This is a genomic window from Roseobacter fucihabitans, from assembly GCF_014337925.2.
GTDB classification, from domain to species: Bacteria; Pseudomonadota; Alphaproteobacteria; order Rhodobacterales; family Rhodobacteraceae; genus Roseobacter; species Roseobacter fucihabitans.
Genome location: NZ_CP143423.1, coordinates 261,493 through 283,581, shown reverse-complemented (window position 1 = coordinate 283,581; position 22,089 = coordinate 261,493). Strand labels below are relative to the sequence as shown.

The following is a 22,089-nucleotide window of genomic DNA, read 5'->3' as shown; positions in this document are numbered from 1 at the left end:
GTACAAGCCTTACAAGAAGTGGTCCAAACGTCATCATAACATTCTATGTCCAACCTTTGCCTGTAAAATGGACAACAAAACCACCAAAACGGTCAATTTATGGTTGGCGTTTCACAAAGTCAGGAAAAGTGGCGCCCACGGGAGGACTCGAACCCCCAACAGCCCGATTAGAAGTCGGATATTCTATCCAGTTGAATTACGTGGGCGCGTTCGATCACTCTTCATTCAAGTTCTGACTGGTGTCAACCTAATGGTCGGTGCTTTGGTGCCAACATGGTATGCATACCATCTAAGAAGACGAGAAGATTTAAGGGTTTCTGCAAAAATGGTAGCTCATAGGGGTTATTTCTGCTCTATCCAGTTGAGCTACGGAACCAATAGCGTATTGATAACGGCTCCATCCGCGGTTCGCAAGCAACAGAAAACGGCTTATCCATCTGTTTAGCCTTACCTTTCCAGCCTTGGAAGACAGGATACAATCCATCGCGTGTTCATTCCGTTCGATAATACCGTGAGCGTGGGGCGCGTGACGCTCGAAATGGTGGTGCCCAATCCGCCAGCGTACTCACCATGGCCTCGCGAATTTCGGGGATTGCGCCGCGATCTTACGGGCGCGGGTCACAACCCTGCCAGGTAAATACCTCGGCATCGGGCGCATATCCAAACCTATACGGCGGCAAACTTTGGATCCGCCTGATCACAGAACCCCTGCGCGCATCAGACCGGCTTTCTGGGCGAGGCATCAGACAGTGCAGCACCAGAAATGCTGGCGATGCCTGCCAGATATCAGGCGGTTCATCACGGGAATTTCATGCATCACCATCTATCAATCTGCGCCCACTGCGCGCACCCAGGCAATGATCGTCTCTCGCGCTTCTAGGTCCATCTGAATGGCATTGGGGGGTGGCATCGCGTGGCTGATCCCGGCCTGCAGGTAAACCTGACTGGCCTGCCGGGCCACATCACCCGGCGTTTCAAGATAGACGCCCTTGGGAGCCCAGGCCATGCCGCCCCAGACCGGTTCGCGCGCGTGACACATGGAACAATTCCCGACCACCGTGTCATAGGCGGCTTCAAACCCCGCCGCCGATGCGTATTTCTGCTCGTAAGCCGTCAAGGGTCGGGCTTCGGCTTCTTCCCAGGTCTCGGTCGGGCGGACCGATGACAGCCAGGCAATCGCGATCATCAACAGAACCGTCACACCCCATGTCCAATGCGGCCCCGTGCCCGTGGCATGCAGCGTGTTGAAATAATGACGGATCGTGACGCCGGTGAGAAAGATCAGGCTGGCAATGATCCAGGCGTATTCGGTGCCAAATGACAGCGGATAATGGTTGGAGAGCATCAAAAACACGACCGGCAGGGTCAGGTAATTATTGTGGGTCGAGCGCAGCTTGGCGATCTTGCCGTATTTAGCATCCGGCGTGCGCCCGGCCTTGAGGTCGGCCACGACAATGCGTTGGTTTGGCATGATCTGGAAAAACACATTGGCGGTCATGATCGTGGCGGTGAACGCGCCCAGATGCAGCAATGCCGCGCGTCCGGTAAAGATCTGGTTGTACCCCCAGGACATCACCACGAGGATCACAAAAAGCAGTAACATCAATACGGTAGGCTGCTCACCGAGCTTGGATTTGCATAGTAGATCATAGGCCAGCCAGCCGATGGTCAGCGAGCCTGCGGAGATCAGAATGCCTTGCCAAAGCGACAATTCCGCCTTTGTCGGGTCCAGCAGGAACAATTCGCCCCCCACCCAGTACACGATCATCAGCAACGCCGCACCGGACACCCAGGTGATGTAGCTTTGCCATTTGTGCCAGATCAGGTGGTCGGGCATGTTTTCGGGCGCCACCATGTATTTCTGAATGTGGTAAAACCCGCCGCCATGCACCTGCCATTCCTCGCCGTGCGCACCCACCGGCATATTGGGCGCTTTGCGCAGACCCAGATCCAGAGCGATGAAAAAGAACGACGCGCCAATCCAGGCCATGGCCGTTATGACATGCAGCCACCTTACCGAAAAGGCGATCCAGTCCCAGATTACGGCAAAATCATACATGATGGGGCTCCCGAGATTCGTTACCAGCAGACTATGCGAGATTTTATCTTTCTGGTATTACTTGAAACTCTCAAGCTGTATCAAAAAAAGCAGAACAATGTCCTATTTCGAGAATATCCGTACTTTTGTCCGCGTCTATGAGCTTGGCAGCATGTCCGCCGCCGGTCGGGATTTGCGCATTTCTCCGGCGGTGACCTCTTCGCGCATCTCCCAGCTTGAACAACACCTCGGCGTTCGTTTGTTTCAACGCACGACACGCAACCTGACCTCGACCGAACAAGGGCGGGCATTTTACACTGGGGCCTGTCAGGTGCTGGAATCCGTGCAGGCCGCAGAAGCGCAGGTGGTGGACATCACCGACCATCCGCGCGGCGCGCTCTTTGTGTCCGCCCCCCTGGGGGTGGGCCGTCGATTGATCGCGCCCCTGGTGCCCGATTTTCTGGCGCAATATCCCGATGTCAGCCTGCGCCTACGCCTGACGGATCGAAAGGTCGATCTGACGACCGAAGGCCTCGACCTTGCCTATTTCCTCGGCCAGCCCGAAGACAGTACCCTGCGGATCAAGAAAATCGCGGACGTGCAACGCGTGCTCTGCGCTGCCCCGGCCTATATCGCCGCACATGGGCATCCCAAATCGGGCGATGAAATCGTCGCGCAGGATCATGTCTGCCTGAAACTGCGCTTTCCCGGCGCTACCGAGTTTCAATGGCCCCTGATCACGTCTGACGGCCCCAAACGCTTTCGGGTGGCGGGGCGATATGAATGTGATGACGGGGACACGTTGCTGGCCTGGGCGCTGGCCGGGCATGGGATTACGCTGAAGCCGGTATTTGAGGTCGAACAATATCTGAAGTCAGGCGCGCTGCTCATTGTGGGGAAGGACACCCCGCCAGAACCCATTCAAATGGCCTGTCTTTATACCCATCGCCGGCATCAGGACCCCAAATCGCGGTTGTTCATGGAGTTCGTCAACGATCGCATCAGCACCGTGATCAAGGAAACCCAGCAACCGGTTTAACTGCCACGATAGGTGGAATAGCTGAACGGGGAGAGCAACAACGGCACGTGGTAATGCTGCGCCTGCGACATTCCAAACCGCAGCGGGATCACGTCGAGAAATCTGGGCGCTTCGGGGGGGGTTCCCGTGCTGTCAAGGTAATCGCCTGCGTGAAACACCAACTCGTAGACGCCGGTTTGGAACTCATCGGCAGGCAAAATCTGCGCGTCCGTGCGCCCATCGACATTCGTGACGACGGACTTCAACAGGGACCGGTTGTCGCCATCAATACGGTAAAGGTCTATGTTCAGCCCGCTTGCCGGGCAGCCACGGGCCGTATCAAGAACATGCGTCGTCAAGTATCCGGACATCAATAACTCCTCTTTCCCGCTGCACTGTCTCAACCACGGGGGATGAATACAAACACTATCCTCTTTAACACTCCTTCGTGTTTTATTTGAAAAACAAATGTATTCTTTTGAAATATAACGATGCCACTCAGGAGGGACAAAAGTGAACAGATATCCGCGCGACATGACGGGCTATGGCCCGACCCCCCCGGTGGCCTCATGGCCAAACGGAGCGAAAATCGCTGTGCAAATTGTTCTGAACTATGAAGAGGGCGGCGAAAATAACGTCCTGCATGGGGATGCGGCCTCTGAGGCGTTCCTGTCCGAGATCACCGGCGCGCAGCCCTGGCCCGGCCAGCGGCATTGGAACATGGAATCGATTTACGAATACGGCGCGCGGGCGGGGTTCTGGCGCGTGCACCGGATGCTCGCCGACCTGCCGGTGACGGTTTACGGCGTGGCCACGGCTCTGGCGCGCGCGCCCGAACAGGTCGCCGCGATGAAGGCGGCCAATTGGGAAATCGCGAGCCACGGTCTGAAATGGCTCGAGCATAAGGACATGGCTGAGGAGGAAGAACGCGCGCAGATTACTGAGGCGATCCGCCTGCATACCGAAGTCGTCGGTGCACCACCGCAAGGTTGGTACACGGGGCGCTGTTCCAACAACACGGTACGGCTGGCGGCCGAAACCGGGCAATTTGCCTATGTGGCGGACAGCTACGCGGATGATCTGCCCTATTGGATGAATTTTGACGGCATCAACCAGTTGGTCGTACCCTATACGATGGATTGCAACGACATGCGCTTTGCCATTCAGGCAGGTTTTACCAATGGCGCGCAGTTTGAAAGCTACCTCAAGGACAGTTTTGATTTTTTGCATGCCGAAGGTGTGGACGGTGCGCCCAAAATGCTGTCAATCGGGCTGCATTGCCGTCTGATCGGGCGGCCTGGCCGTGCCGCGGCTTTACGCCGTGCCCTTGAGCACTTCAAATCCCATGAAGGTGTTTGGTTCGCCACGCGCCTCGAGATTGCGCAGCACTGGGCCAGAGAGCACCCGCCGATGCCACAGAAACGACCCTCGCAGATGACACGCGATGCATTCGTCGCAGAATTCGGCGGGATTTTCGAACATAGCCCCTGGATCGCCGATGCGGCATTTGATCTGGAACTGGGACCGACCCATGACACGGCGCAGGGTGTTCACAATGCGCTGGCGCGGGTGTTTCGTTCGGCCTCCCCGGAACAGCGTTTGGGTGTTCTGAATGCCCACCCTGATCTGGCCGGGAAACTGGCCGCGGCCAAACAGTTGACCGCTGAAAGCACCGCCGAGCAGGCCGGTGCGGGTCTGGACGTCTTGAGCGATGAAGAACGCGCTGCCTTTCAGGCGCTCAACACCGCCTATGTTACAAAGCATGGCTTTCCCTTTATTATCGCCGTGCGGGACAATACCAAAGCTTCGATCATGGCGGCCTTCAACCAACGTATCGCCAATGACACACAGAGCGAATTTGCACAGGCCTGCCGTCAGGTGGAACGCATCGCCGAACTGCGCCTGATCGAGAAATTCGCGCCGTGACGCAACGTATCAAGATACAGCCTTTGACCGCAGACGCCTTCGCCCCTTTCGGGGATGTGATGGAGGCTGCGGGCACGCCTGACAAAATGATCAATCAGGGCAAATGCGCCCGTTTCCATGACCGGGCTTTCCTGGATTTTACGGATGGTCAGGCGGGGATCAGCATCTTCAAAGGCCAAAAGGAAACGCTCCCCCTAGCGCTGGAAATGGTCGAGCGTCACCCCGAGGGCAGCCAGGCATTTGTGCCAATGTCCTTTGATCCGTTTCTGGTTGTGGTCGCCAGCGATGCCGACGGCACGCCCGTCGATCCGATCGCATTCATCACCGCACCGGGCCAAGCGATCAATTTTCACAAAGGCACCTGGCACGGCGTTTTGACACCTTTGTGCGAACCGGGCCTGTTTGCCGTTGTGGATCGCATTGGCGATGGGGCGAACCTGCAAGAACATTGGTTCGACGAAAGTTACATAATCGACAGATGAAACGAGAAGTTGGCGCAAATGCCAGCACAAAGCATCGAACAGGGAGAAACAACATGGCAGATGCATCCATCGGCACACCGGAACAGCTTCGGGACCCGAATTACACACCCGCCCTTCATCGGGCCATCCCACTGGGCATTCAGCATGTTCTGGCGATGTTTGTCTCCAACGTGACCCCCGCGATTATCGTCGCCGGGGCTGCCGGGTTCGGGTTCGGGTCTGACGCGGGGGCGCAGGGCTTCCCGGACATGACGTACCTTATCCAGATGTCGATGCTCTTTGCCGGGATCGCGACCCTGTTCCAGACCATCGGTATGGGTCCGGTCGGCGCGCGCCTGCCGATTGTTCAGGGCACGTCCTTTGCCTTCATCCCGATCATGATCCCACTAGTCGCGGGCAAAGGTGTCGAGGCCCTGCCCGCATTGTTCGGCGGGGTGGTCATCGGGGGGCTTTTCCATACGTTCATCGCGACCTTCATCGGTAAAATACGCTTTGCCCTGCCGCCGCTGGTCACCGGTCTGGTCGTGACGATGATCGGTCTGGCCCTGGTCAAGGTCGGCATTCAATACGCCGCCGGTGGGGTGCCCGCCATCAACCAGCCCGAATATGGCTCACTGTTGAACTGGTCGGCCGCATTGGTCGTTGTTTTCGTGACGCTGGCTCTGAAGTTTTACGCCAAGGGCATGCTGGCGGTCTCCGCTGTCGTAATCGGCATTTTTGTCGGTTATTTCTATGCGATGGCCATGGGCATGGTCACGCTGGACGGCATCGCGACAAGCTGGGAGCGCGCCGCACCAATCGCCTTCCCAACGCCCTTCAAATACGGTTTCGAGATCAGCTTTGCCGCCGTCGTCGGCTTTTGCCTGATGGCCTTCGTCTCGGCGGTTGAAACCGTCGGGGACGTTTCCGGCATCACCAAAGGCGGTGCCGGGCGTGAAGCCACGGAAAAGGAAATCAGCGGCGCAACATATGCGGACGGTGTGGGATCTGCCGTCGCCGGCGTCTTTGGCGGCTTTCCCAACACCTCCTTCAGCCAGAACGTCGGGTTGATCGCCATGACCGGCGTGATGAGCCGCCACGTAGTCACCATTGGTGCCATCTTCCTGATCATCTGCGGGTTGATCCCCAAGGTCGGTGCCGTGATCCGCACCATCCCGATTGAGGTTCTTGGTGGCGGTGTCATCGTGATGTTCGGCATGGTCGTCGCGGCGGGTATCTCGATGCTATCGGATGTGCGTTGGAACCGGCGCAACATGGTGATCTTCGCGATCTCGCTCTCGGTCGGCCTGGGGCTTCAGCTTGATCCCAAGGCGGTGCAATATCTGCCTGATACGCTGCGCATCCTGATGACGTCGGGTCTGCTGCCTGCTGCTTTGATCGCGATCGTCCTGAACCTGATCCTGCCCGAAGAGCTTTCGGATGAAGCCACAGAAGAGGTTTCAGGTGGTCTGGCGGGTCACGGCAAAGGCGAATTGGTCAAAGACGATCACATTTGAAACGCAGGATCTCCGCCACGCGATGGCGTGGCGGAGATCCTTTCAATTCGATTTAAATTCACCGCATAAACCGCGTTTCATAAGCACAGGAGCCGGTTTATCGCGCGCCAGCCAAGGAATGCCCAAAACCCCGCAACGGCATATGGCGGTTTACGTCCTTATAGAGCAGATAGCGGAATTTGCCGGGACCGCCCGCGTAACAGGCCTGCGGGCAGAACGCGCGAAGCCACATGTAATCGCCCGCTTCGACCTCAACCCAATCCTGATTGAGCTTATAGACCGCCTTGCCCTCCAGCACATAAAGCCCGTGTTCCATCACATGGGTTTCCAGAAACGGGATGACCGCGCCGGGCTCGAAGGTGACGATGGTGACATGCATGTCATGGCGCAAATCGCTCGGGTCCACAAAGCGGGTGGTCGCCCATTTCCCATCGGTTTCCGGCATGACGGTGGGTGCAACATCTTTCTCATTGGTGATGATTACGTCCGGCATATCCAGCCCCTCCACCGCCTCATAGGCCTTGCGGATCCAGTGAAAGCGCAACATCTCCGCGCCCTGATTATGCAGCGTCCAGTCCGTTTGCGGCGGCAGATATGCGTAACCGCCCGGCTCAAGAGGGTGCGCGACGCCGTCGACCGTCAGGGTCGCGGTCCCCTCGACCACGAACAACACACCCTGCGCGGACGTATCCGTTTCGGGGCGCTCGGAGCCCCCTCCCGGCGCGACTTCCATGATGTATTGCGAGAAGGTCTCCGAAAACCCACTGAGCGGGCGCGATAGAACCCAAAGCCGCGTCTTGTCCCAAAACGGCAGAAAGCTCGTCACGATATCGCGCATGGTGCCCTTGGGGATCACCGCATAGGCTTGGGTGAACATGGCGCGATCGGTGAGCAATTGATCCTGTCCAGGATGCCCTCCGGTCGGCGCGTAATATTTAGCAGACATTTGGGTTCCTCACGAAATTAGGTCCTCACCATTATGGCGAGACCGAGACTTCGTTACCATTCCCATTGTCACAACAAGAGTTTATGGGTTTTTTTGACAATCGAAATTGGTTTGAGATTTCTCATGTAAAACAGCTGGTGTCTTGATACCGCCTCCACGTCGGGCTGTGGACGATGAGCCTTCGCGCTTCAGGAAGGCGCGGGAGGTGGATTGCGCGCAACATCCATATTCAGCCGCCAAACACCCGCATTCAGCGCCGCGGCAATTGTCACCCAGATCAGATAGGGCAAGAACAAGAGCCCCGCGATCCAGTCGATCTGCCACATCGCCAGCATTGTGCATAACACGCCCAGCCAGAGCGCGGACACAATGGCCATGCCCAACCGAATATTTTTCAAGCCAAAAAACACCGGCGACCAAACCGCATTGAGAGCAATCTGAAACGCCCAAAACGCCATGGCGATCCCGTTCCCGCTCAACATCCCGACACGCGCCCCGGCCACAGCCATACAGACATAAAGCACCATCCATGTGACCGGAAAGGCCCAGTCAGGCGGCGTGAACCATGGCTTGTTCAGCCCGCGATACCACGGACCCGGCGCAAACAGCCCGCCCGTGACCCCCGCGCCCAAACAGGCGGCCAGAAATATACAAAACAGCAGCCAGAACGTCATGATGTCAGCCCTGCCCGGTGCCCGTTCATACGGGACCGTTGATCGCGGCTGTGCTGTTCCAGAGTTGACAGCACGGAGATCAACGCATCGCTGCGCGAGGCGCGCACCGGCCCGACAGTGGCCGCATCGACCAGAAACTGGACCTCCTCAAGCGGTTTTGCATAAAGAACAGCAGAGCGTGGCATCACCATGCTCGCGGCACTCAGCATCATCGACTGGCCCAGCCAGCCGATTTTCTGCGCCTTATTGGTGCGTGCGCGGGCGGAAATGGAATCGTACCCCATCCCGGTCAATTGCCCGCCGATGCCCGCATAAATGTAACGCGCCGCATAGATGCCGGGACGACAGGAACGCGGCAAAGCACCAACGCCAGCCTCCGAACGGATATAAAGGCGGTTGGCCTCCATCACCAAACGCTTGACCATATGGCGCACGGCTTTGGTCGGTTTCGGGTCCGCCAGAAACGCGTCGAGATCAACACCGGCCTCCTCCAGCCAGTCCAGCGGCAGGTAGATGCGTTTTTCAAGCGCATCCTCGCCAACGTCGCGCGCGATGTTGGTCAGCTGCATCGCAACACCCAGATCACAGGCCCGCGCCAGCGCATCGCCGTCACGCACGCCCATCAAGACACACATCATCGCGCCCACGGCCGAGGCCACACGGGCAGAATAATCCTTTACGCCTGACAGGGTGCGATAACGGCGCGCTTCTGCGTCCCAGGCCAGCCCTTCGAGCAGCGCATCCGGCAAGGCGCGCGGCATCTGAAAATCTTCGACGATGGCGGCAAAGGCACGGTCAGGTGCCGCGTCTTTTGGACGCCCCGCATAGACCGCGTCCAACCGGTCGCGCAGGCGCAAAACGGCCTCGGCTTTTTCGGCCTTGAGGTCCACCTCATCATCGGCCAACCGGCAGAAGGCATAGAGCGCAAGGGCCGGATCACGGACCTTGGCCGGGAGCAGTTTGGAGGCCGCATGGAATGACAGGGACCCATGGCGGATCGCCTCGTGGCAATGTTGCAGATCAGCAGCTGCGATCATTTGACGACCTCCGGGTCCGGGACGAGGGTGCTGAGCACTTCGGCGGTTGAAATCACGCCCGGCACGCCCGCACCGGGATGGGTGCCCGCGCCGACCAGATAAAGCCCTTTGGCCTCCTCGGAGACATTATGCGGGCGGAACCAGGCGCTTTGCAGGATACGCGGTTCGATGGAAAACCCCGACCCATGCGGGCTGAGATATCGGTCGCGGAAGGTTTCAGGGGTAAAGACGACCTCGGTGCTGATCTTATCCGCGAGACCGGGCAGGAGTTGATCTTCCAGCACCTTGAGCATCTTGGCCTTGTAACGCGGCTCTTCGCTCGCCCAATCCACGCCATTGTCATGGCCCAGATGCGGCACGGGGCTGAGCACATAGAAACTGTCATCCCCTTCCGGCGCGACTGATGGATCGGTCACGGATGGACGGTGGACATAAAGGCTCATGTCATCGCAAAGCTTGCCCTTGATAAAGATATCCTTGAGCAGACCTTTATAGCGCGGCCCGTTCAGGATGGTGTGATGACCAACGTCCTGCCATTCATTGGCGGTGCCTTTGGTCCCGAAATACCACACGAACAAGCTCATGGAATAGCGCGTCCGCGCAAGACGTTTGGAGGTCCAGCGCCGCCGCTTATGATTGCGCATCAGGGTGTTATAGGTATGGCCGGAATCCGCGTTTGACACGACCACATCCGCGCCCATTTCCAAACCGGACGCCAGCCGCACGCCGGTGACGGTGCCATCTCGTACGACGATCTCATCCACCTCGGTGTCCATCAACAACGTGCCGCCCTGATCCGCGATCACGCGTCCCATCGCCTGCGCCATCCCTGCCAGACCACCCATGGCATAATGCACCCCGAACTCCTTTTCGAGGTAGGCCACAAGGATATACATCGACGTCACATGCAGCGGGTCCCCGCCAATAAACAGCGGATGGAAACTCAACGCCATGCGCAACCGTTCGTCTTTTACCCGGCGCGCCGCATGAGCGTAAACCGAGCGGTCCGCCCGCAGCATGGCAAATGTCGGCAGGACTTTGACCAGATCCCACAGCTTGTGCATAGAGCGGCGACCCAGATCCTCGAACCCGAACCAATAGCGTTTGGCACTGTCTTCCAGGAATTTATCAAACCCGGCCAGATCATCCGGGGCCAGTCTCGCCACCTCGGCGCGCAGCTTTTCGGTGTCCTGCTGGGCCACAAATTTAGTGCCATCCGGCCAGCGGATTTCGTAAAACGGCTCCAACGCCTTCAGCGTTACATCCGCATCGAAATCACGCCCGCAAGCGGCCCAGAGTTCCCGGTATAATTGTGGAACCGTCACGATGGTCGGCCCCAAATCAAAGCGATGCCCGTCCTGCCAGATCGCGGATCCCCGCCCTCCTGGCACATCGAGCTTATCGATCACTGTCACCCGGTAACCTTTGGCCCCCAGCCGCATGGCCGCCGCCAGACCACCAAGGCCCGCGCCGATCACGATGGCCCGGTCACGCCGTCCGTTAACGGTTTCAACAGATTCGATTGTATCTACACGTGTCATCACACTCATACAGTAGGTGTGTCTAGTTCACTTGACAATTGTGTTCTTCCAATTCCGGTCTTTGCGTGTCAGAATTACCTGACACAATGGAGCGAACCCGCGCGCAATGACCAAAACACCCGTTGTATCCTTGAGCTTTTTTCGATTCGCCCGCCCGGCGGCGCGAATGTGGGCATTGGCGATGATGGGCGCTGCACGCATCGCTCTGCCAAAAGTGCCCGGCATCGGATTTTGGAAACTCTGCGGGTCCGGCACTGGCGAAGGGTTCACGCCGCTGCCCAACACTGCGGTTTACGCCATTCTTGCAAGCTGGCCCGATGAAGAAACAGCGCGCGCCCAAACCAGCGACGCGGGTATCTTCAACCGGTACCGCGCACGCGCGACAGAGGATTGGACGATATTCCTTGAAACCGCATCGGCGCGGGGCAATTGGTCGGGACGCATGCCATTTGATGCCACCGAACGATCCATTACCGGCCCCCTTGCCGCGCTGACGCGGGCCACCGTCAAGCCGTCGGTCGCGTTGAAATTCTGGCAAAAGGTGCCCGACATCAGCCGCATGATCGGCTCGGACCGCAACGTCGCCTTCAAGATCGGCATCGGCGAGGTTCCCCTGTTGCATCAAATCACCTTCTCCATCTGGCCCGATACCGCGTCGATGGCCAAATTCGCCCGTATCAACGGACCGCACGCCGAGGCCATTGCCGCGGTCAGGGACGGAAACTGGTTCTCCGAAGAACTCTATGCCCGTTTTGCCATCCTCGGTGAAACCGGCTCCTGGGGCGGGAAAAGCCCCCTTGAAACACTGGAATTGACTGCATGAAGACGCCCTTCCCCTTCTCCGCCATTGTTGGCCAAAACGCGATGAAACAGGCGATGATCCTGACCGCCGTGGACCCCGGCATTGGGGGCGTTCTGGTGTTTGGCGATCGTGGGACGGGCAAATCGACCGCCGTGCGCGCGCTTGCCGCCCTGTTGCCCCCGATCAAAGCTGTCCAAAGCTGCCCGGTGAATTCCCCAAAGGCGGCGGAGTGTCCGGAGTGGGCCGAGTTGGGCTCAAAAAAACTGGTCTCACGCCCAACCCCGGTGATTGATTTGCCGCTGGGGGCCACAGAAGATCGCGTCGTGGGCGCGCTGGACATCGAACGCGCGCTGACACGCGGCGAAAAGGCGTTTGAGCCGGGTCTGCTGGCGCGCGCCAATCGCGGGTATCTTTACATCGACGAGGTCAACCTACTGGAGGATCACATCGTTGATTTGCTGCTGGACGTCGCGCAATCCGGCGAGAATGTCGTGGAGCGCGAAGGGCTGTCGATCCGCCACCCCGCGCGCTTTGTGCTGGTGGGCTCCGGCAACCCCGAAGAAGGCGAATTGCGGCCCCAATTGCTGGATCGCTTCGGGCTTTCCGTCGAGGTGCGTTCGCCAAATAAGGTGGTCGAGCGGGTTGAAGTCATCAAACGGCGCGACGCCTTCGAAAGCGATCACGATGCCTTTATGACCCAATACGGGGCCGAGGACGCCAAGATCCAGAAAACCATCCTCAGCGCGCGCAAGAAACTCGCGAAAATCCATACGCCTGAGGCTATCCTACACGATTGCGCAGTTTTATGCATTGCGCTTGGCTCGGACGGGTTGCGCGGTGAATTGACGCTCTTGCGCACGGCACGCGCGCTTGCGGCCTACCGAGGTGACAAGGTTCTCACCCGCGCGCATCTGCGCGATATCGCGCCTTCCGCCCTGTCTCACCGTTTGCGACGTGATCCGCTGGATGAAGCCGGTTCGGGCACCCGCGTCATGCGCATCGTGGAGGAGGTGCTGGGGTGAGCACCGACGCCGAAAGCTGGGAACGCGCAGCGGTTGCAATGGCTTTGCTGCGCTTTGCACCGGGTTATCTGGGCGGCGCGATCATCCGAATGCGCGCCAGCCCCACTCGCGACAGGCTGATGCACCCTTTGAAGGGTCTGGACCTGCGCCGCTTGCACCCGACGATTGCAGATGAACAATTGTTTGGGGGGCTCGACCTTGCTGCCACGCTGGCCGTCAGTCATCTCGTGCAAAGCCGGGGGCATTTTGATGCGCCCTGCACGGCCCTTCTGGTGATGGCCGAGCGTTGCGGATCCGAGCTAGGCGCCAAGCTTGCGCATCAACTTGATCGGGACATGGGTCATTGCATCATCGCGTTGGATGAGGGCGTGGATGCGGATGAGGCCACACCTGCGGCCCTTGGTGAACGCCTGCCGTTTCATATCGCGCCGGACGGTCGGATGCCCGCCGGCTGGGCGCTGCCCGCGGCTGTCGCGACCCGGTATGATCCCACGACTGTGATCTGTTCGAGCGAGGATCTGACAACCCTGACCCTCGTGGCGGCCCAGTTCGGCATCGACAGCATGCGCGCGCCTTTGTTGGCCCTGCGCGTGGCCCGCGCCCATGCGGCATTTCAGGGGCGCGGCGAGATCGACCATGGTGATCTTGAAATTGCCGTCAGCCTCGTGTTCCCCCACCGCGCCACGCAAGTGCCCCAGGAGCCGGAAGCGGAAACGGAAGACGCAACACCGCCCCCCCCAGAACCGGAGACGGAGGACGCAGGCAATACGCAGGAGAGCTTGGATTTGCCAGAGGGCGACATGCTCGTGGAGGCGATCAAGGCGTTGCTCCCGCCCGATCTGCTTGCCGGGCTCGTGGCCCCCGGCACATCGCGCCAATCTGGTGGGGACGGTGCCGGTCAGAAACGCAAAGGCAACCGGCGCGGGCGCCCCCTGCCCTCGCGGCCCGGCCGGCTTGATGGTCAAGCCCGGATTGATCTGGTCGCCACCCTGCGCGCCGCCGCGCCCTGGCAACCGATCCGCAGACGGCAGCAGCCCAAGGCCAGGGGTCTGTTGATCCGCCCTGCCGATATCCGCTTGAAACGGTATCAGGAACAATCGGATCGCTTGTTGATCTTTACCGTGGATGCCTCCGGCTCTGCCGCCATGTCGCGGTTGAACGAGGCCAAGGGCGCTGTGGAATTGCTCCTCGCACAGGCCTATGCCGCGCGGGATCATGTGGCGCTGGTGTCTTTTCGCGGCACGCAGGCCGAGGTTTTGCTGCCCCCCACGCGCTCGCTGGTGCAAACCAAAAGGCGGCTGGCGAGCCTGCCCGGTGGGGGCGGCACACCGCTCGCGGTCGGCCTGCAAACCGCCGCCCTTCTGGCCGCCCAGAGCCGCAGTAAAGGGTTGACCCCGACCATTATCGTACTCACCGATGGGCGGGCGAATGTTGCGCTGGATGGCACGCCAAATCGCGCGCGGGCGGGCGAGGATGCCGAGCAAATGGCCCGGATGATCCGGTCCCAGGGCGCGCGCACGCTGGTTATTGATATGTCCGTGCGGCCCCAGATGAGCCTGCGCACATTGGCGGGTCACTGTGATGGTCAGTATCTTGCTCTGCCGCGCGCCACGGCGCAGACCCTGACGGGTGCCGTAAGCGCCGCTTTGGAGGCATAAAACATGCGCTGGCCCGCACCCCCGGATTGGCCGAATGCGGATATCTCGCAGCAAATCCTATGCGCACCGCATCGCTGGCATGTGCAGGAAACCGGTAACGGACCCACGATTTTATTGCTGCATGGTGCCGGCGGCAGCACACATTCCTTCCGTGCGCTGATACCGCTTTTGGCCCGGTCCCATCATGTGGTCGCAATTGACCTGCCCGGCCAGGGGTTTACCCAGCTTGGCGCCCGGCATCGCTGCGGGTTGGACGTTATGGCGACGGATATCGCCAAGCTGTGTATGCAACAAGGCTGGAAACCCCGCGCCATTATCGGTCATTCCGCCGGAGGGGCGCTGGCTCTTGAACTATCGCAAAACCTCTCGGACGCGCAGGGCCTTGCGCCTTTGATCATCGGGATCAACCCCGCGCTGGACACGTTCGACGGCATTGCGGGCGTGCTGTTTCCCGTCATCGCCAAGATGCTCGCAGCCCTGCCCTTCAGCGCGCGTTTCTTCTCGGCGGCCTCCGCCAACCCTGCTCGGATCGCGGCGTTGATTACAGGTACGGGCTCCACCCTTGATGCAGAAGGTCTGGATCTTTATCGCAGGTTGGTGGCGGATCGAAACCACGTTGATGCAACCCTTTTAATGATGTCGCAATGGGACCTTATCCCACTGTCCAGGCGGATTGAGACCCTGCAGGCGCGGACCCTTTTCATTGTCGGTGAAAACGACAAGGCCGTCCCGCCCAAGGTTGCCAGGACCGCCGCGCAGCGGATGCCGGATGCGCGTTTGGTTGAGATTGCAAGCAATGGCCATCTGGTTCACGAGGAAGCACCGGGCACCGTCGCCGCCCATATTCTGGAATTTCTTGGCGATTTGAAGTGATATACCCCTAAGCTGGAAATGCCGTTCTGGCGCGTGCCACTGCTCCAAAATCCCCATTTATAAAGGACGCCCACCGCAGATTAGATTGGAGAAAGCAGATGATTGAGCGATTGAACTATATGGCCATCAACGCCGCTGCGATTGCCGGCATGGCCAAAGCCAAGAAAGATATCACCGCGATTGATCACAGGCTCAGGGCGATGGTTGAGTTGCGCGTCTCTCAGATCAACGGGTGCGCCTATTGTGTTGACCTCCACACGACCGAGGCGCGCGCGGCGGGCGAAACCCAACAAAGGCTCGATTGTCTGACGGTTTGGCGCGAGGGGCCGTTATATACGACCAGCGAAAAGGCTGCCCTTGGCTGGGCCGAAGCCCTGACGCTGGTGTCCGACAAGGGCGCGCCAGACGTTCTTTTTCACAACTTGCAAGCGCAGTTCACGGATGCCGAAATCGTCGATTTGACGCTCATTATCGCGCAGATGAATGCTTGGAACCGCTTGGCAATCGGGTTTGGTCACCAGCCCGATATCCGGGACAATTGACCTCAGGCCATCCCACGAAAAAGCCGCCGCTCCAAGGAGCGACGGCTTTTTGCTTAACCTTCGAGGATCAACTCTGTGGGCCGACCGATGCCAGGTAGGCCGCGACGTCTTCGCCACCCTTTTTGAGCTTGAATGCCATACGTGATTTGGCCTTCTTGTCATCCAGCGTCGTGCGCAGGAAGTCGCGCGGGTCCGCGATATAGGTGGCCAGCGTCGCTTCGTCCCACACCAGGCCTGCTTCGCCAGCAGCGACCAAATCATCGCCGTATTTGAAGTCAGCCGAGCCCGCCGTGCGACCAATTACACCGTAAAGGTTGGGGCCGGTCTTGCCGCCTTTTACGATCTCCGTGCCATCGTCCGCGACGATCATGTGGCAGGACTTGCACTTGTTGAATGTCTTCTCGCCTTCGGCGGCGTCACCGGCTGCAAATACAGGGGCGGCAAAGCTGATTGCTATGATGGCTGCAAATGTACGTATCATCGTTATCTCCTTAGTTGCTTGCGTTACAACGTAGGAGATAACGACGAAAGTCAACAGTCACATTGCCGCAACTTTACGCGACTGCGTGGGAAATTGCGCATTGTTTCCAAAGCTCTTTGAGCGCCAGAACAAGATGTTCGATGTCATCAATGCTATGCATCGGGGAGGGCGTGAAGCGCAACCGTTCGGTCCCTTTTGGCACCGTCGGATAGTTGATCGGCTGCACGTAAATGCCGTATTGCTGCATCAGGTAATCCGCGATCATGCGGCATTTCACCGGATCCTTGATCATCACGGGAATGATGTGGCTTGGATTGTCCAGATGCGGGATGCCTTCCTGATCCAGACGCTTGCGCAGATAGGCGACGCGTTGCTGTTGCAGTTTGCGTTCAACATCAGATGTCTTGAGATGCTGGATCGAGGTCTGCGCTGCCGCGGCCACAGCCGGGGGCAGTGCCGTGGTAAAGATGAACCCGGAGGCAAAGGAGCGGATGAAATCGCACAGCGCCTCGGAGCCGGTGATATACCCGCCCATGACGCCGTAAGCCTTGCCGAGCGTCCCCTCAATGAGGGTGATACGATCCGCAAGCCCTTCGCGCTCGGAAACACCGCCACCACGCGGGCCATAAAGGCCAACGGCATGGACCTCATCCAAGTAGGTCATCGCCCCGTGTTTTTCGGCGACCTCGATGATTTCCTGCATGGGGCAGATATCACCATCCATTGAATAGACCGATTCAAACGCAACGATCTTTGGCGCATTCGCGGGCAAAGCCGAGAGTTTACGATCCAAATCTTCAGGGTCATTGTGACGCCACAGCACCTTATTGGCGCGCGAATGGCGGATGCCTTCGATCATCGAGGCGTGGTTCAACTCGTCCGAGACGATCACACAATCGGGGATCCGTGCGCCCAGCGTGCTGAGCGCGGCCCAGTTCGAGACATAACCGGAGGTAAAAAGCAGTGCTTGCTCTTTGCCATGCAGGTCGGCCAGTTCGGCTTCCAGCAGTTTGTGATTGTGGTTGGTCCCGGAGATGTTGCGCGTGCCACCGGCACCGGCACCACAATTGTCAATCGTCTCCTTCATGGAGCGGATCACATCCGGATGTTGCCCCATCCCCAGATAATCATTGGAACACCAAACGGTGACCTGATCGGGACTGTCTTCATCGTGACATTTGGCTGACGGAAAGGCACCGGCCTTGCGTTCAAGCTCTGCGAATATTCTATAGTTTCCGTCGTCCTTCAACTCATTGAGTTGTGCCTGGAACAGTGCATCAAAGTCCATGATGTCCCCCTTGGTGTTCGAGTGGTGTTGTTTTTGGTGTGGATTGTTTGGGCGCGGGAAGCATCCAGCGCCATAGTTTTTCATCCGGGATCGGCAGAACCATCACCCAGTGTTCGAGAAGTGCCAGCGCCGTGATGGCGGTCAGCAGCGTAAAGCCAATGATCTGGCCGTCATTTGTTGCGCCGTGTATCCGCTCCAACCAGCAGGCGGTCGCAAAGGTCAGCGCACTGACCGAAAACGGAAACAGCCAGTTCATGGCTCTGATCCGGAAGTAAGTCGCAAGATGTATCAGGGCGGAGGGGAGGAAATCAACGTTGATCCTAGGTACCCCGAAAAAGAGGTTCAGCTTGGCCGAGATGCGCGCAAAAAACAGCACGGCAAAGGTCCAGACACCAAAGGTATTGGGGGCATCCCAGCCGATCATGAAGAGCGCGATCAGCGTGGCGACAAGCAGCATTTCGTGATAGGCCAGCGTGCCCCAGGCGCGTATGAAACGTTCCCATTCGGGCGTTTTAGGCGGCAGGGGATAGGTATTGGGGCCGGTGATGACGCCCGTCAGGAATGCCAGTTCGATCCATCCCCAGATGCCAAGGGCCGCCAGAAAGGCGATGCAGGCCCCGGTCGTGGAGGTGTCCGAAAGGCTGATCCAGAAGCCCCAGAGGCCGAGGATCAGCATCGGCAGGCCGAGGATCACGGTGTTGAGGCCCGCACCAGCGCCGCGCCGATCCGCATATTTCACAGACATAAGAATGATGCCGGTGGAGAACCACCAGACAAACAAGGCCAGAAGGGATGCGGACAGGATCGTCATTTTCAATAGGCCGGCTGCATCAGGGTTTCGGTCGGTATGGCATGCTTTTTCGCCGGGATGGTGATCAGCGAGATGAACGCAGAAACCGCACGCGCCTGTGCACCGATTTTGGCAAAGAAACGTCCGTCTTCCTTGGCCTGTGCCAGATCGGCGTTGGCCTTTTGCATCTTCTCCAACCCGCGCTGCCAGCGGGGGTGTTCGATATCGAGCGTGATCGGATAAATCTGCTTGGTCAGCTCGGAGGTCTTGGTGAACACCTCATGGGCGTACCAATCAGGATCAACCCCCAAGGCGGCGTGGAATTTGGGACGTTGGTGATCACGCACATACATCGTGGAATAAACCGCCGTGAGGAAGAATTTGATCCAATAGACGTTGATCCCGCTGGTCAGTTTCGGATCGGTTTTCATCAGCAATGCGAAAGCCTCGCCGTGGCTGAACTCATCGTTGCACCATTCCTCAAACCACTTGAAAATGGGGTGGAAGCGATGCTCCGGGTGCGCCTCGAGGTGGCGGAAAATGGTGATGTAACGCGCATAACCGATCTTCTCAGAGAGATAGGTCGCGTAATAGATAAACTTTGGTCGGAAGTAGGTGTATTTCTTCTTCTGCGTCAAGAACCCCAGGTTCACCGCAACACCGGCTTCGCGCAGCGCATCATTGATGAACCCGGCGTGGCGGGCCTCATCGCGGGCCATCAATTGGAACAACTGCGTGATGTCCTTGTTGTTCCCGCGCCGTTTCATTTCCTTATAGAGAACACAGCCCGAGAATTCGGCGGTACAGGAGGAAATCAGGAAATCGATGAACTCCTTTTTCAGGCCGGGCTCCATCCCGTCCCAATCCACATGGTCCCAATCTTCGTTTTTCTTGAAATGGCCCTTGTTGGGATCGTTGACCATCTGCGCGATCAGCTTGTCCCAGTCTTCGCGCACGGGGGTGACGTCAATCGCGTCCATCTCGTCGAAATCCGTGGTGTAAAAACGCGGGGTCAGCAATGTGTTTTGCATGGCCACTTCGGTCGCGGAAACACTATCAAGGACCGATTGCGCTTCCTGAACCTTCAGGCTCTCTTCGGCATCGGTGATCTCGGAGGTATGTTTGACTTTCGCCTCTTTGACATCAGCGGCGCGGGGGGTTTGGACGTTCATAGTTTGACCTCCTCAGAGAAGGAAAATTCGCAAAGTTCCATGACTTCGAAATCGCCCGTGAGGCGGGTCCAGAGCTGTTCGAGTTTACTGGCGCGGATGATCGTGGCCTCGCGCTCCTCAGAGACGATTTCTCCGAAGGGGGCCATGATTTCATCGCCGTGCACTTGCACTTCGTCACCTGGATAGATGACGGCACCGTTATTGAAACGCACATGCGCATGCAGGCTTTCGAACTTGTGGCTGATTTCGACAGTGCAAGGCGCACGCTCGAAGTCTTTCGTAAGTAGTCCCATGGGTGGCTTCCTTCCGTAGGGATTAAGGTTGGTCCAGCAGTCTGGCGAAGACGCGGGAGTTGGAGGCACCGAAGCCCATAAGCTCGGCAGACCATCCGGTGACGGGGTCGAAAAGAGACAGGCGATTGCCCTCTCTCAACTGTAATAGAACAGGGGCGCTTGTGTCAGCCTTTATCTTGCCGCGTTCGCGCTCAATAACGCGCTGCACACCCGCGACAAATCCGCCTTCTTCCGCGTTCAAATCGGCGATCAGCGTGCCATTGGCGTCCAATACGCGCGCAGCTCCGGACATGTCACCATGCAGGAAAATAGCCCGTTCGCGGATGACCTCCGCCACAGGAGGCGCATTCTGGATCGGCCGGTCCGTCACACTGGCGAAAACAACGATCATCAGAACACAAGCGACGAGACCAAACATGATACGGACCAGAAAGCGAGGCACCAGATCTTCGGGCTGGGCGTGGATGCGGGGCTGGGTTTGCATGGACATGGCCTCTACTCCGCCGCGACTGCGGTTTGGGTGATCGGACGCGCGACCTTGGGGATGGAGATGCGCGCTTCTGCGGCCTCAGATAACAGGGCCGCGACCTTTTCAGCTTCCGGGATACAGCGCAGGGCGGGTTGCGCTTCTTTGAAATGCCAGGGACGCGCATGGGGCCAGCACACAAGGTAGCTCAGGCGCGTGTCGCCCATTGTATCGAGCGCAATCGTGCCGGTGCCGCGTTTGCGCAGGTCGAGCATCGCGTTGTTGATTTGCGTATAAGGCACGTTGAGCGTCACGGTCAGCGCCGCCCCGATGCGCAGCACGACGCGCGCATCCGTCACCGTATACATTGTTGCGCGCGCCTGCACATAGGCCACCAGCATCAGCATGCCACAGACAACAGCGCCCAGAATCACGAAGGGCACGGCGGAGCCAATAGCTTGCCCCAGCGGCATCAGATCGACAACAGAGACGAACCGCCAGATCGCGAGCAAGGCGAAATAGCCCGCCACCCATTTCAGGTTGAGCGCCTCGATGGAGAGCGCCCACCAGTCAGGGCGGCCCTGCCAGAGGATCTGCTCCCCCTTGGGCGGTTCAGCAGGCAGCCCCTCGATGGGTTCGATTTCAAAATCGTCATGCCCGTAGGCCTGTGGTTTATGCGTCTGAGACATGGCGAGTATCCCCTTTTGCTGTTACGGTTTGGATGCGCGCGGTGGGCTTAGGCACCGCCGCGCGCGTTGGATCGGTTCAGAGTTTCGGATCGGCACGCGTGCCGGCATAAAGTTTGCCGCCACCGTAATACCCGGAGATCTTATCCTCTTCGAGCAGCGTCACCTGACGCGGGCTGGCAATCGTCGGGATGGTGGCAAAATGCTTGCCAAAAAGCGCCAACACATCGACCTTGTCGCGGCGAATACGGGCAAAGGTCATGGGCATCAGGCGCGTCCCGGTGCCCCATTTGCTGTCCAGTTCCAACTCGAGATAGCGCACCAGCTGTTCCGGCTCATCAAGCCACATATCGACGATCTTGCCGACAATCTCACCGTCTCCTGCGACGACCGGCAAGCCACGCGGATCACGGCCCGCGGCAACATGGAACCCTTCGGTTCCAGCCATCGGCACGATTTTTGGATGACCATGGCCATCAAGTTCGGGGTGATCCTTGCGCGGGGCCCATGAGGCGGGGCCAACACCGTCCAGCATCGGATCGCCCGTGGGTTCCAGCGGGAAACCGTTGCCGGAACCGACACGCTTCATCGGGATGTTCTCGCGCTCGGGGGTCTGACCGCTGGGAACGCTGACTTCACCGCGCCCGTGGGGCAGTTTGAAGGTCTTGTCGCTCGGGATGGGCCACATGCTGGGATTGGAGGACTTATTGCCCTCATCGTCTTCCAGCGGGTAGCCTTCGCGCATATTTTCGCGCTGGATGTAAATGATCAGGATCGCGAAGAATGCGTAAAAGAGCCAGAGCGACAGGCTCGCCAGATCAAATTCGCCAAAGAATGTTCCAGTCATAACGTTTCCTC

23 protein-coding genes and 1 tRNA gene are annotated in these 22,089 nt (G+C 58.6%); 9 read left to right on the top strand and 15 right to left on the bottom strand.

Annotation, left to right across the window (positions count from 1 at the left end; translation table 11 throughout):
• Positions 1–129: 129 nt before the first annotated feature.
• Together ROLI_RS01360 and ROLI_RS01355 are read right to left on the bottom strand one after the other, a co-directional pair.
• A tRNA-Arg gene (locus tag ROLI_RS01360) sits at positions 130–206 on the bottom strand.
• 620 nt (positions 207–826) lie between these two features.
• Positions 827–2,059, bottom strand: a complete 1,233-nt coding sequence (locus tag ROLI_RS01355) for a urate hydroxylase PuuD (protein ID WP_187428149.1) — start codon at positions 2,057–2,059, stop codon at positions 827–829.
• A gap of 97 nt (positions 2,060–2,156) precedes the next feature.
• On the opposite strand from ROLI_RS01355, the gene ROLI_RS01350 reads away from it, so the two are divergent.
• Entirely contained in the window at positions 2,157–3,077 is a 921-nt protein-coding gene (locus ROLI_RS01350; RefSeq protein ID WP_187428148.1) for a LysR family transcriptional regulator, read from the top strand.
• On the opposite strand, the gene uraH is transcribed toward ROLI_RS01350, so the two are convergent.
• The gene (gene uraH, locus ROLI_RS01345; RefSeq protein WP_187428147.1) at positions 3,074–3,427 is read right to left on the bottom strand and encodes a hydroxyisourate hydrolase; all 354 of its coding nucleotides are present in this window, start codon (positions 3,425–3,427) and stop codon (positions 3,074–3,076) included. The two genes, ROLI_RS01350 and uraH, sit on opposite strands and share 4 nt — an antisense overlap.
• A 142-nt stretch (positions 3,428–3,569) precedes the next feature.
• On the opposite strand from uraH, the gene puuE reads away from it, so the two are divergent.
• The 3 genes from puuE to ROLI_RS01330 are packed head-to-tail and all read left to right on the top strand — an operon-like array spanning position 3,570 to position 6,960.
• A complete protein-coding gene (puuE, locus tag ROLI_RS01340; RefSeq protein ID WP_316247388.1) occupies positions 3,570–4,982 on the top strand; it encodes an allantoinase PuuE in 1,413 nt (470 codons plus the stop codon).
• Positions 4,979–5,464 (top strand): ureidoglycolate lyase, encoded by a 486-nt coding sequence (locus ROLI_RS01335; RefSeq protein ID WP_187428146.1) that lies wholly within the window; start codon positions 4,979–4,981, stop codon positions 5,462–5,464. Before puuE ends, ROLI_RS01335 begins: the two co-directional genes overlap by 4 nt.
• 53 nt (positions 5,465–5,517) lie before the next feature.
• Positions 5,518–6,960 (top strand): uracil-xanthine permease family protein, encoded by a 1,443-nt coding sequence (locus tag ROLI_RS01330; RefSeq protein ID WP_187428145.1) that lies wholly within the window; start codon positions 5,518–5,520, stop codon positions 6,958–6,960.
• A gap of 97 nt (positions 6,961–7,057) precedes the next feature.
• Here the strand turns inward: ROLI_RS01330 and ROLI_RS01325 are convergent, their stop codons facing one another.
• The 4 genes from ROLI_RS01325 to ROLI_RS01310 form a co-directional block, all read right to left on the bottom strand.
• Positions 7,058–7,906 (bottom strand): bifunctional allantoicase/(S)-ureidoglycine aminohydrolase, encoded by an 849-nt coding sequence (locus ROLI_RS01325; RefSeq protein ID WP_187428144.1) that lies wholly within the window; start codon positions 7,904–7,906, stop codon positions 7,058–7,060.
• 188 nt (positions 7,907–8,094) lie between these two features.
• Entirely contained in the window at positions 8,095–8,580 is a 486-nt protein-coding gene (locus tag ROLI_RS01320) for a tryptophan-rich sensory protein TspO (protein WP_187428143.1), read from the bottom strand.
• Positions 8,577–9,617, bottom strand: coding sequence for a 15-cis-phytoene synthase (crtB, locus tag ROLI_RS01315; RefSeq protein WP_187428142.1), 1,041 nt, complete (start codon positions 9,615–9,617; stop codon positions 8,577–8,579). Before crtB ends, ROLI_RS01320 begins: the two co-directional genes overlap by 4 nt.
• The gene (locus ROLI_RS01310) at positions 9,614–11,158 is read right to left on the bottom strand and encodes a phytoene desaturase (RefSeq protein WP_187428141.1); all 1,545 of its coding nucleotides are present in this window, start codon (positions 11,156–11,158) and stop codon (positions 9,614–9,616) included. The genes crtB and ROLI_RS01310 overlap by 4 nt, the downstream gene beginning before the upstream one ends.
• A gap of 106 nt (positions 11,159–11,264) precedes the next feature.
• Between ROLI_RS01310 and crtA the strand changes: the two genes are divergently transcribed.
• From crtA to ROLI_RS01285, 5 genes are all read left to right on the top strand, one after another.
• The gene (gene crtA, locus ROLI_RS01305; RefSeq protein WP_187428140.1) at positions 11,265–11,981 is read left to right on the top strand and encodes a spheroidene monooxygenase; all 717 of its coding nucleotides are present in this window, start codon (positions 11,265–11,267) and stop codon (positions 11,979–11,981) included.
• Positions 11,978–12,982, top strand: a complete 1,005-nt coding sequence (gene bchI / locus ROLI_RS01300; protein WP_187428139.1) for a magnesium chelatase ATPase subunit I — start codon at positions 11,978–11,980, stop codon at positions 12,980–12,982. Before crtA ends, bchI begins: the two co-directional genes overlap by 4 nt.
• Positions 12,979–14,640: a magnesium chelatase subunit D gene (locus ROLI_RS01295; RefSeq protein WP_187428138.1), complete on the top strand. Its 1,662-nt coding sequence runs from the start codon at positions 12,979–12,981 to the stop codon at positions 14,638–14,640. Before bchI ends, ROLI_RS01295 begins: the two co-directional genes overlap by 4 nt.
• 3 nt (positions 14,641–14,643) lie before the next feature.
• The gene (gene bchO, locus ROLI_RS01290; protein ID WP_187428137.1) at positions 14,644–15,513 is read left to right on the top strand and encodes an alpha/beta fold hydrolase BchO; all 870 of its coding nucleotides are present in this window, start codon (positions 14,644–14,646) and stop codon (positions 15,511–15,513) included.
• Positions 15,514–15,611: 98 nt separating this feature from the next.
• A complete protein-coding gene (locus ROLI_RS01285; protein WP_187428136.1) occupies positions 15,612–16,055 on the top strand; it encodes a carboxymuconolactone decarboxylase family protein in 444 nt (147 codons plus the stop codon).
• Positions 16,056–16,122: 67 nt separating this feature from the next.
• Here ROLI_RS01285 and ROLI_RS01280 read toward each other — a convergent pair whose 3' ends face one another.
• The 8 genes from ROLI_RS01280 to puhA all read right to left on the bottom strand — a co-directional run bounded on the left by ROLI_RS01280 (position 16,123) and on the right by puhA (position 22,078).
• Positions 16,123–16,536, bottom strand: coding sequence for a cytochrome c family protein (locus tag ROLI_RS01280; RefSeq protein WP_187428135.1), 414 nt, complete (start codon positions 16,534–16,536; stop codon positions 16,123–16,125).
• Between the two features lie 73 nt (positions 16,537–16,609).
• The gene (gene hemA / locus ROLI_RS01275) at positions 16,610–17,824 is read right to left on the bottom strand and encodes a 5-aminolevulinate synthase (protein WP_187428134.1); all 1,215 of its coding nucleotides are present in this window, start codon (positions 17,822–17,824) and stop codon (positions 16,610–16,612) included.
• Complete coding sequence (puhE, locus tag ROLI_RS01270) at positions 17,814–18,635, bottom strand: putative photosynthetic complex assembly protein PuhE (RefSeq protein ID WP_187428133.1); 822 nt, start codon at positions 18,633–18,635, stop codon at positions 17,814–17,816. Before puhE ends, hemA begins: the two co-directional genes overlap by 11 nt.
• Positions 18,636–18,637: 2 nt before the next feature.
• Positions 18,638–19,786, bottom strand: coding sequence for a magnesium-protoporphyrin IX monomethyl ester (oxidative) cyclase (acsF, locus tag ROLI_RS01265; RefSeq protein WP_187428132.1), 1,149 nt, complete (start codon positions 19,784–19,786; stop codon positions 18,638–18,640).
• Complete coding sequence (locus ROLI_RS01260; RefSeq protein WP_187428131.1) at positions 19,783–20,079, bottom strand: hypothetical protein; 297 nt, start codon at positions 20,077–20,079, stop codon at positions 19,783–19,785. The genes acsF and ROLI_RS01260 overlap by 4 nt, the downstream gene beginning before the upstream one ends.
• Positions 20,080–20,101: 22 nt before the next feature.
• The gene (puhC, locus tag ROLI_RS01255) at positions 20,102–20,569 is read right to left on the bottom strand and encodes a photosynthetic complex assembly protein PuhC (RefSeq protein WP_187428130.1); all 468 of its coding nucleotides are present in this window, start codon (positions 20,567–20,569) and stop codon (positions 20,102–20,104) included.
• A gap of 5 nt (positions 20,570–20,574) precedes the next feature.
• Entirely contained in the window at positions 20,575–21,234 is a 660-nt protein-coding gene (gene puhB / locus ROLI_RS01250; protein WP_187428129.1) for a photosynthetic complex putative assembly protein PuhB, read from the bottom strand.
• Between the two features lie 76 nt (positions 21,235–21,310).
• Entirely contained in the window at positions 21,311–22,078 is a 768-nt protein-coding gene (gene puhA, locus ROLI_RS01245) for a photosynthetic reaction center subunit H (RefSeq protein WP_187428128.1), read from the bottom strand.
• Positions 22,079–22,089: the final 11 nt, after the last annotated feature.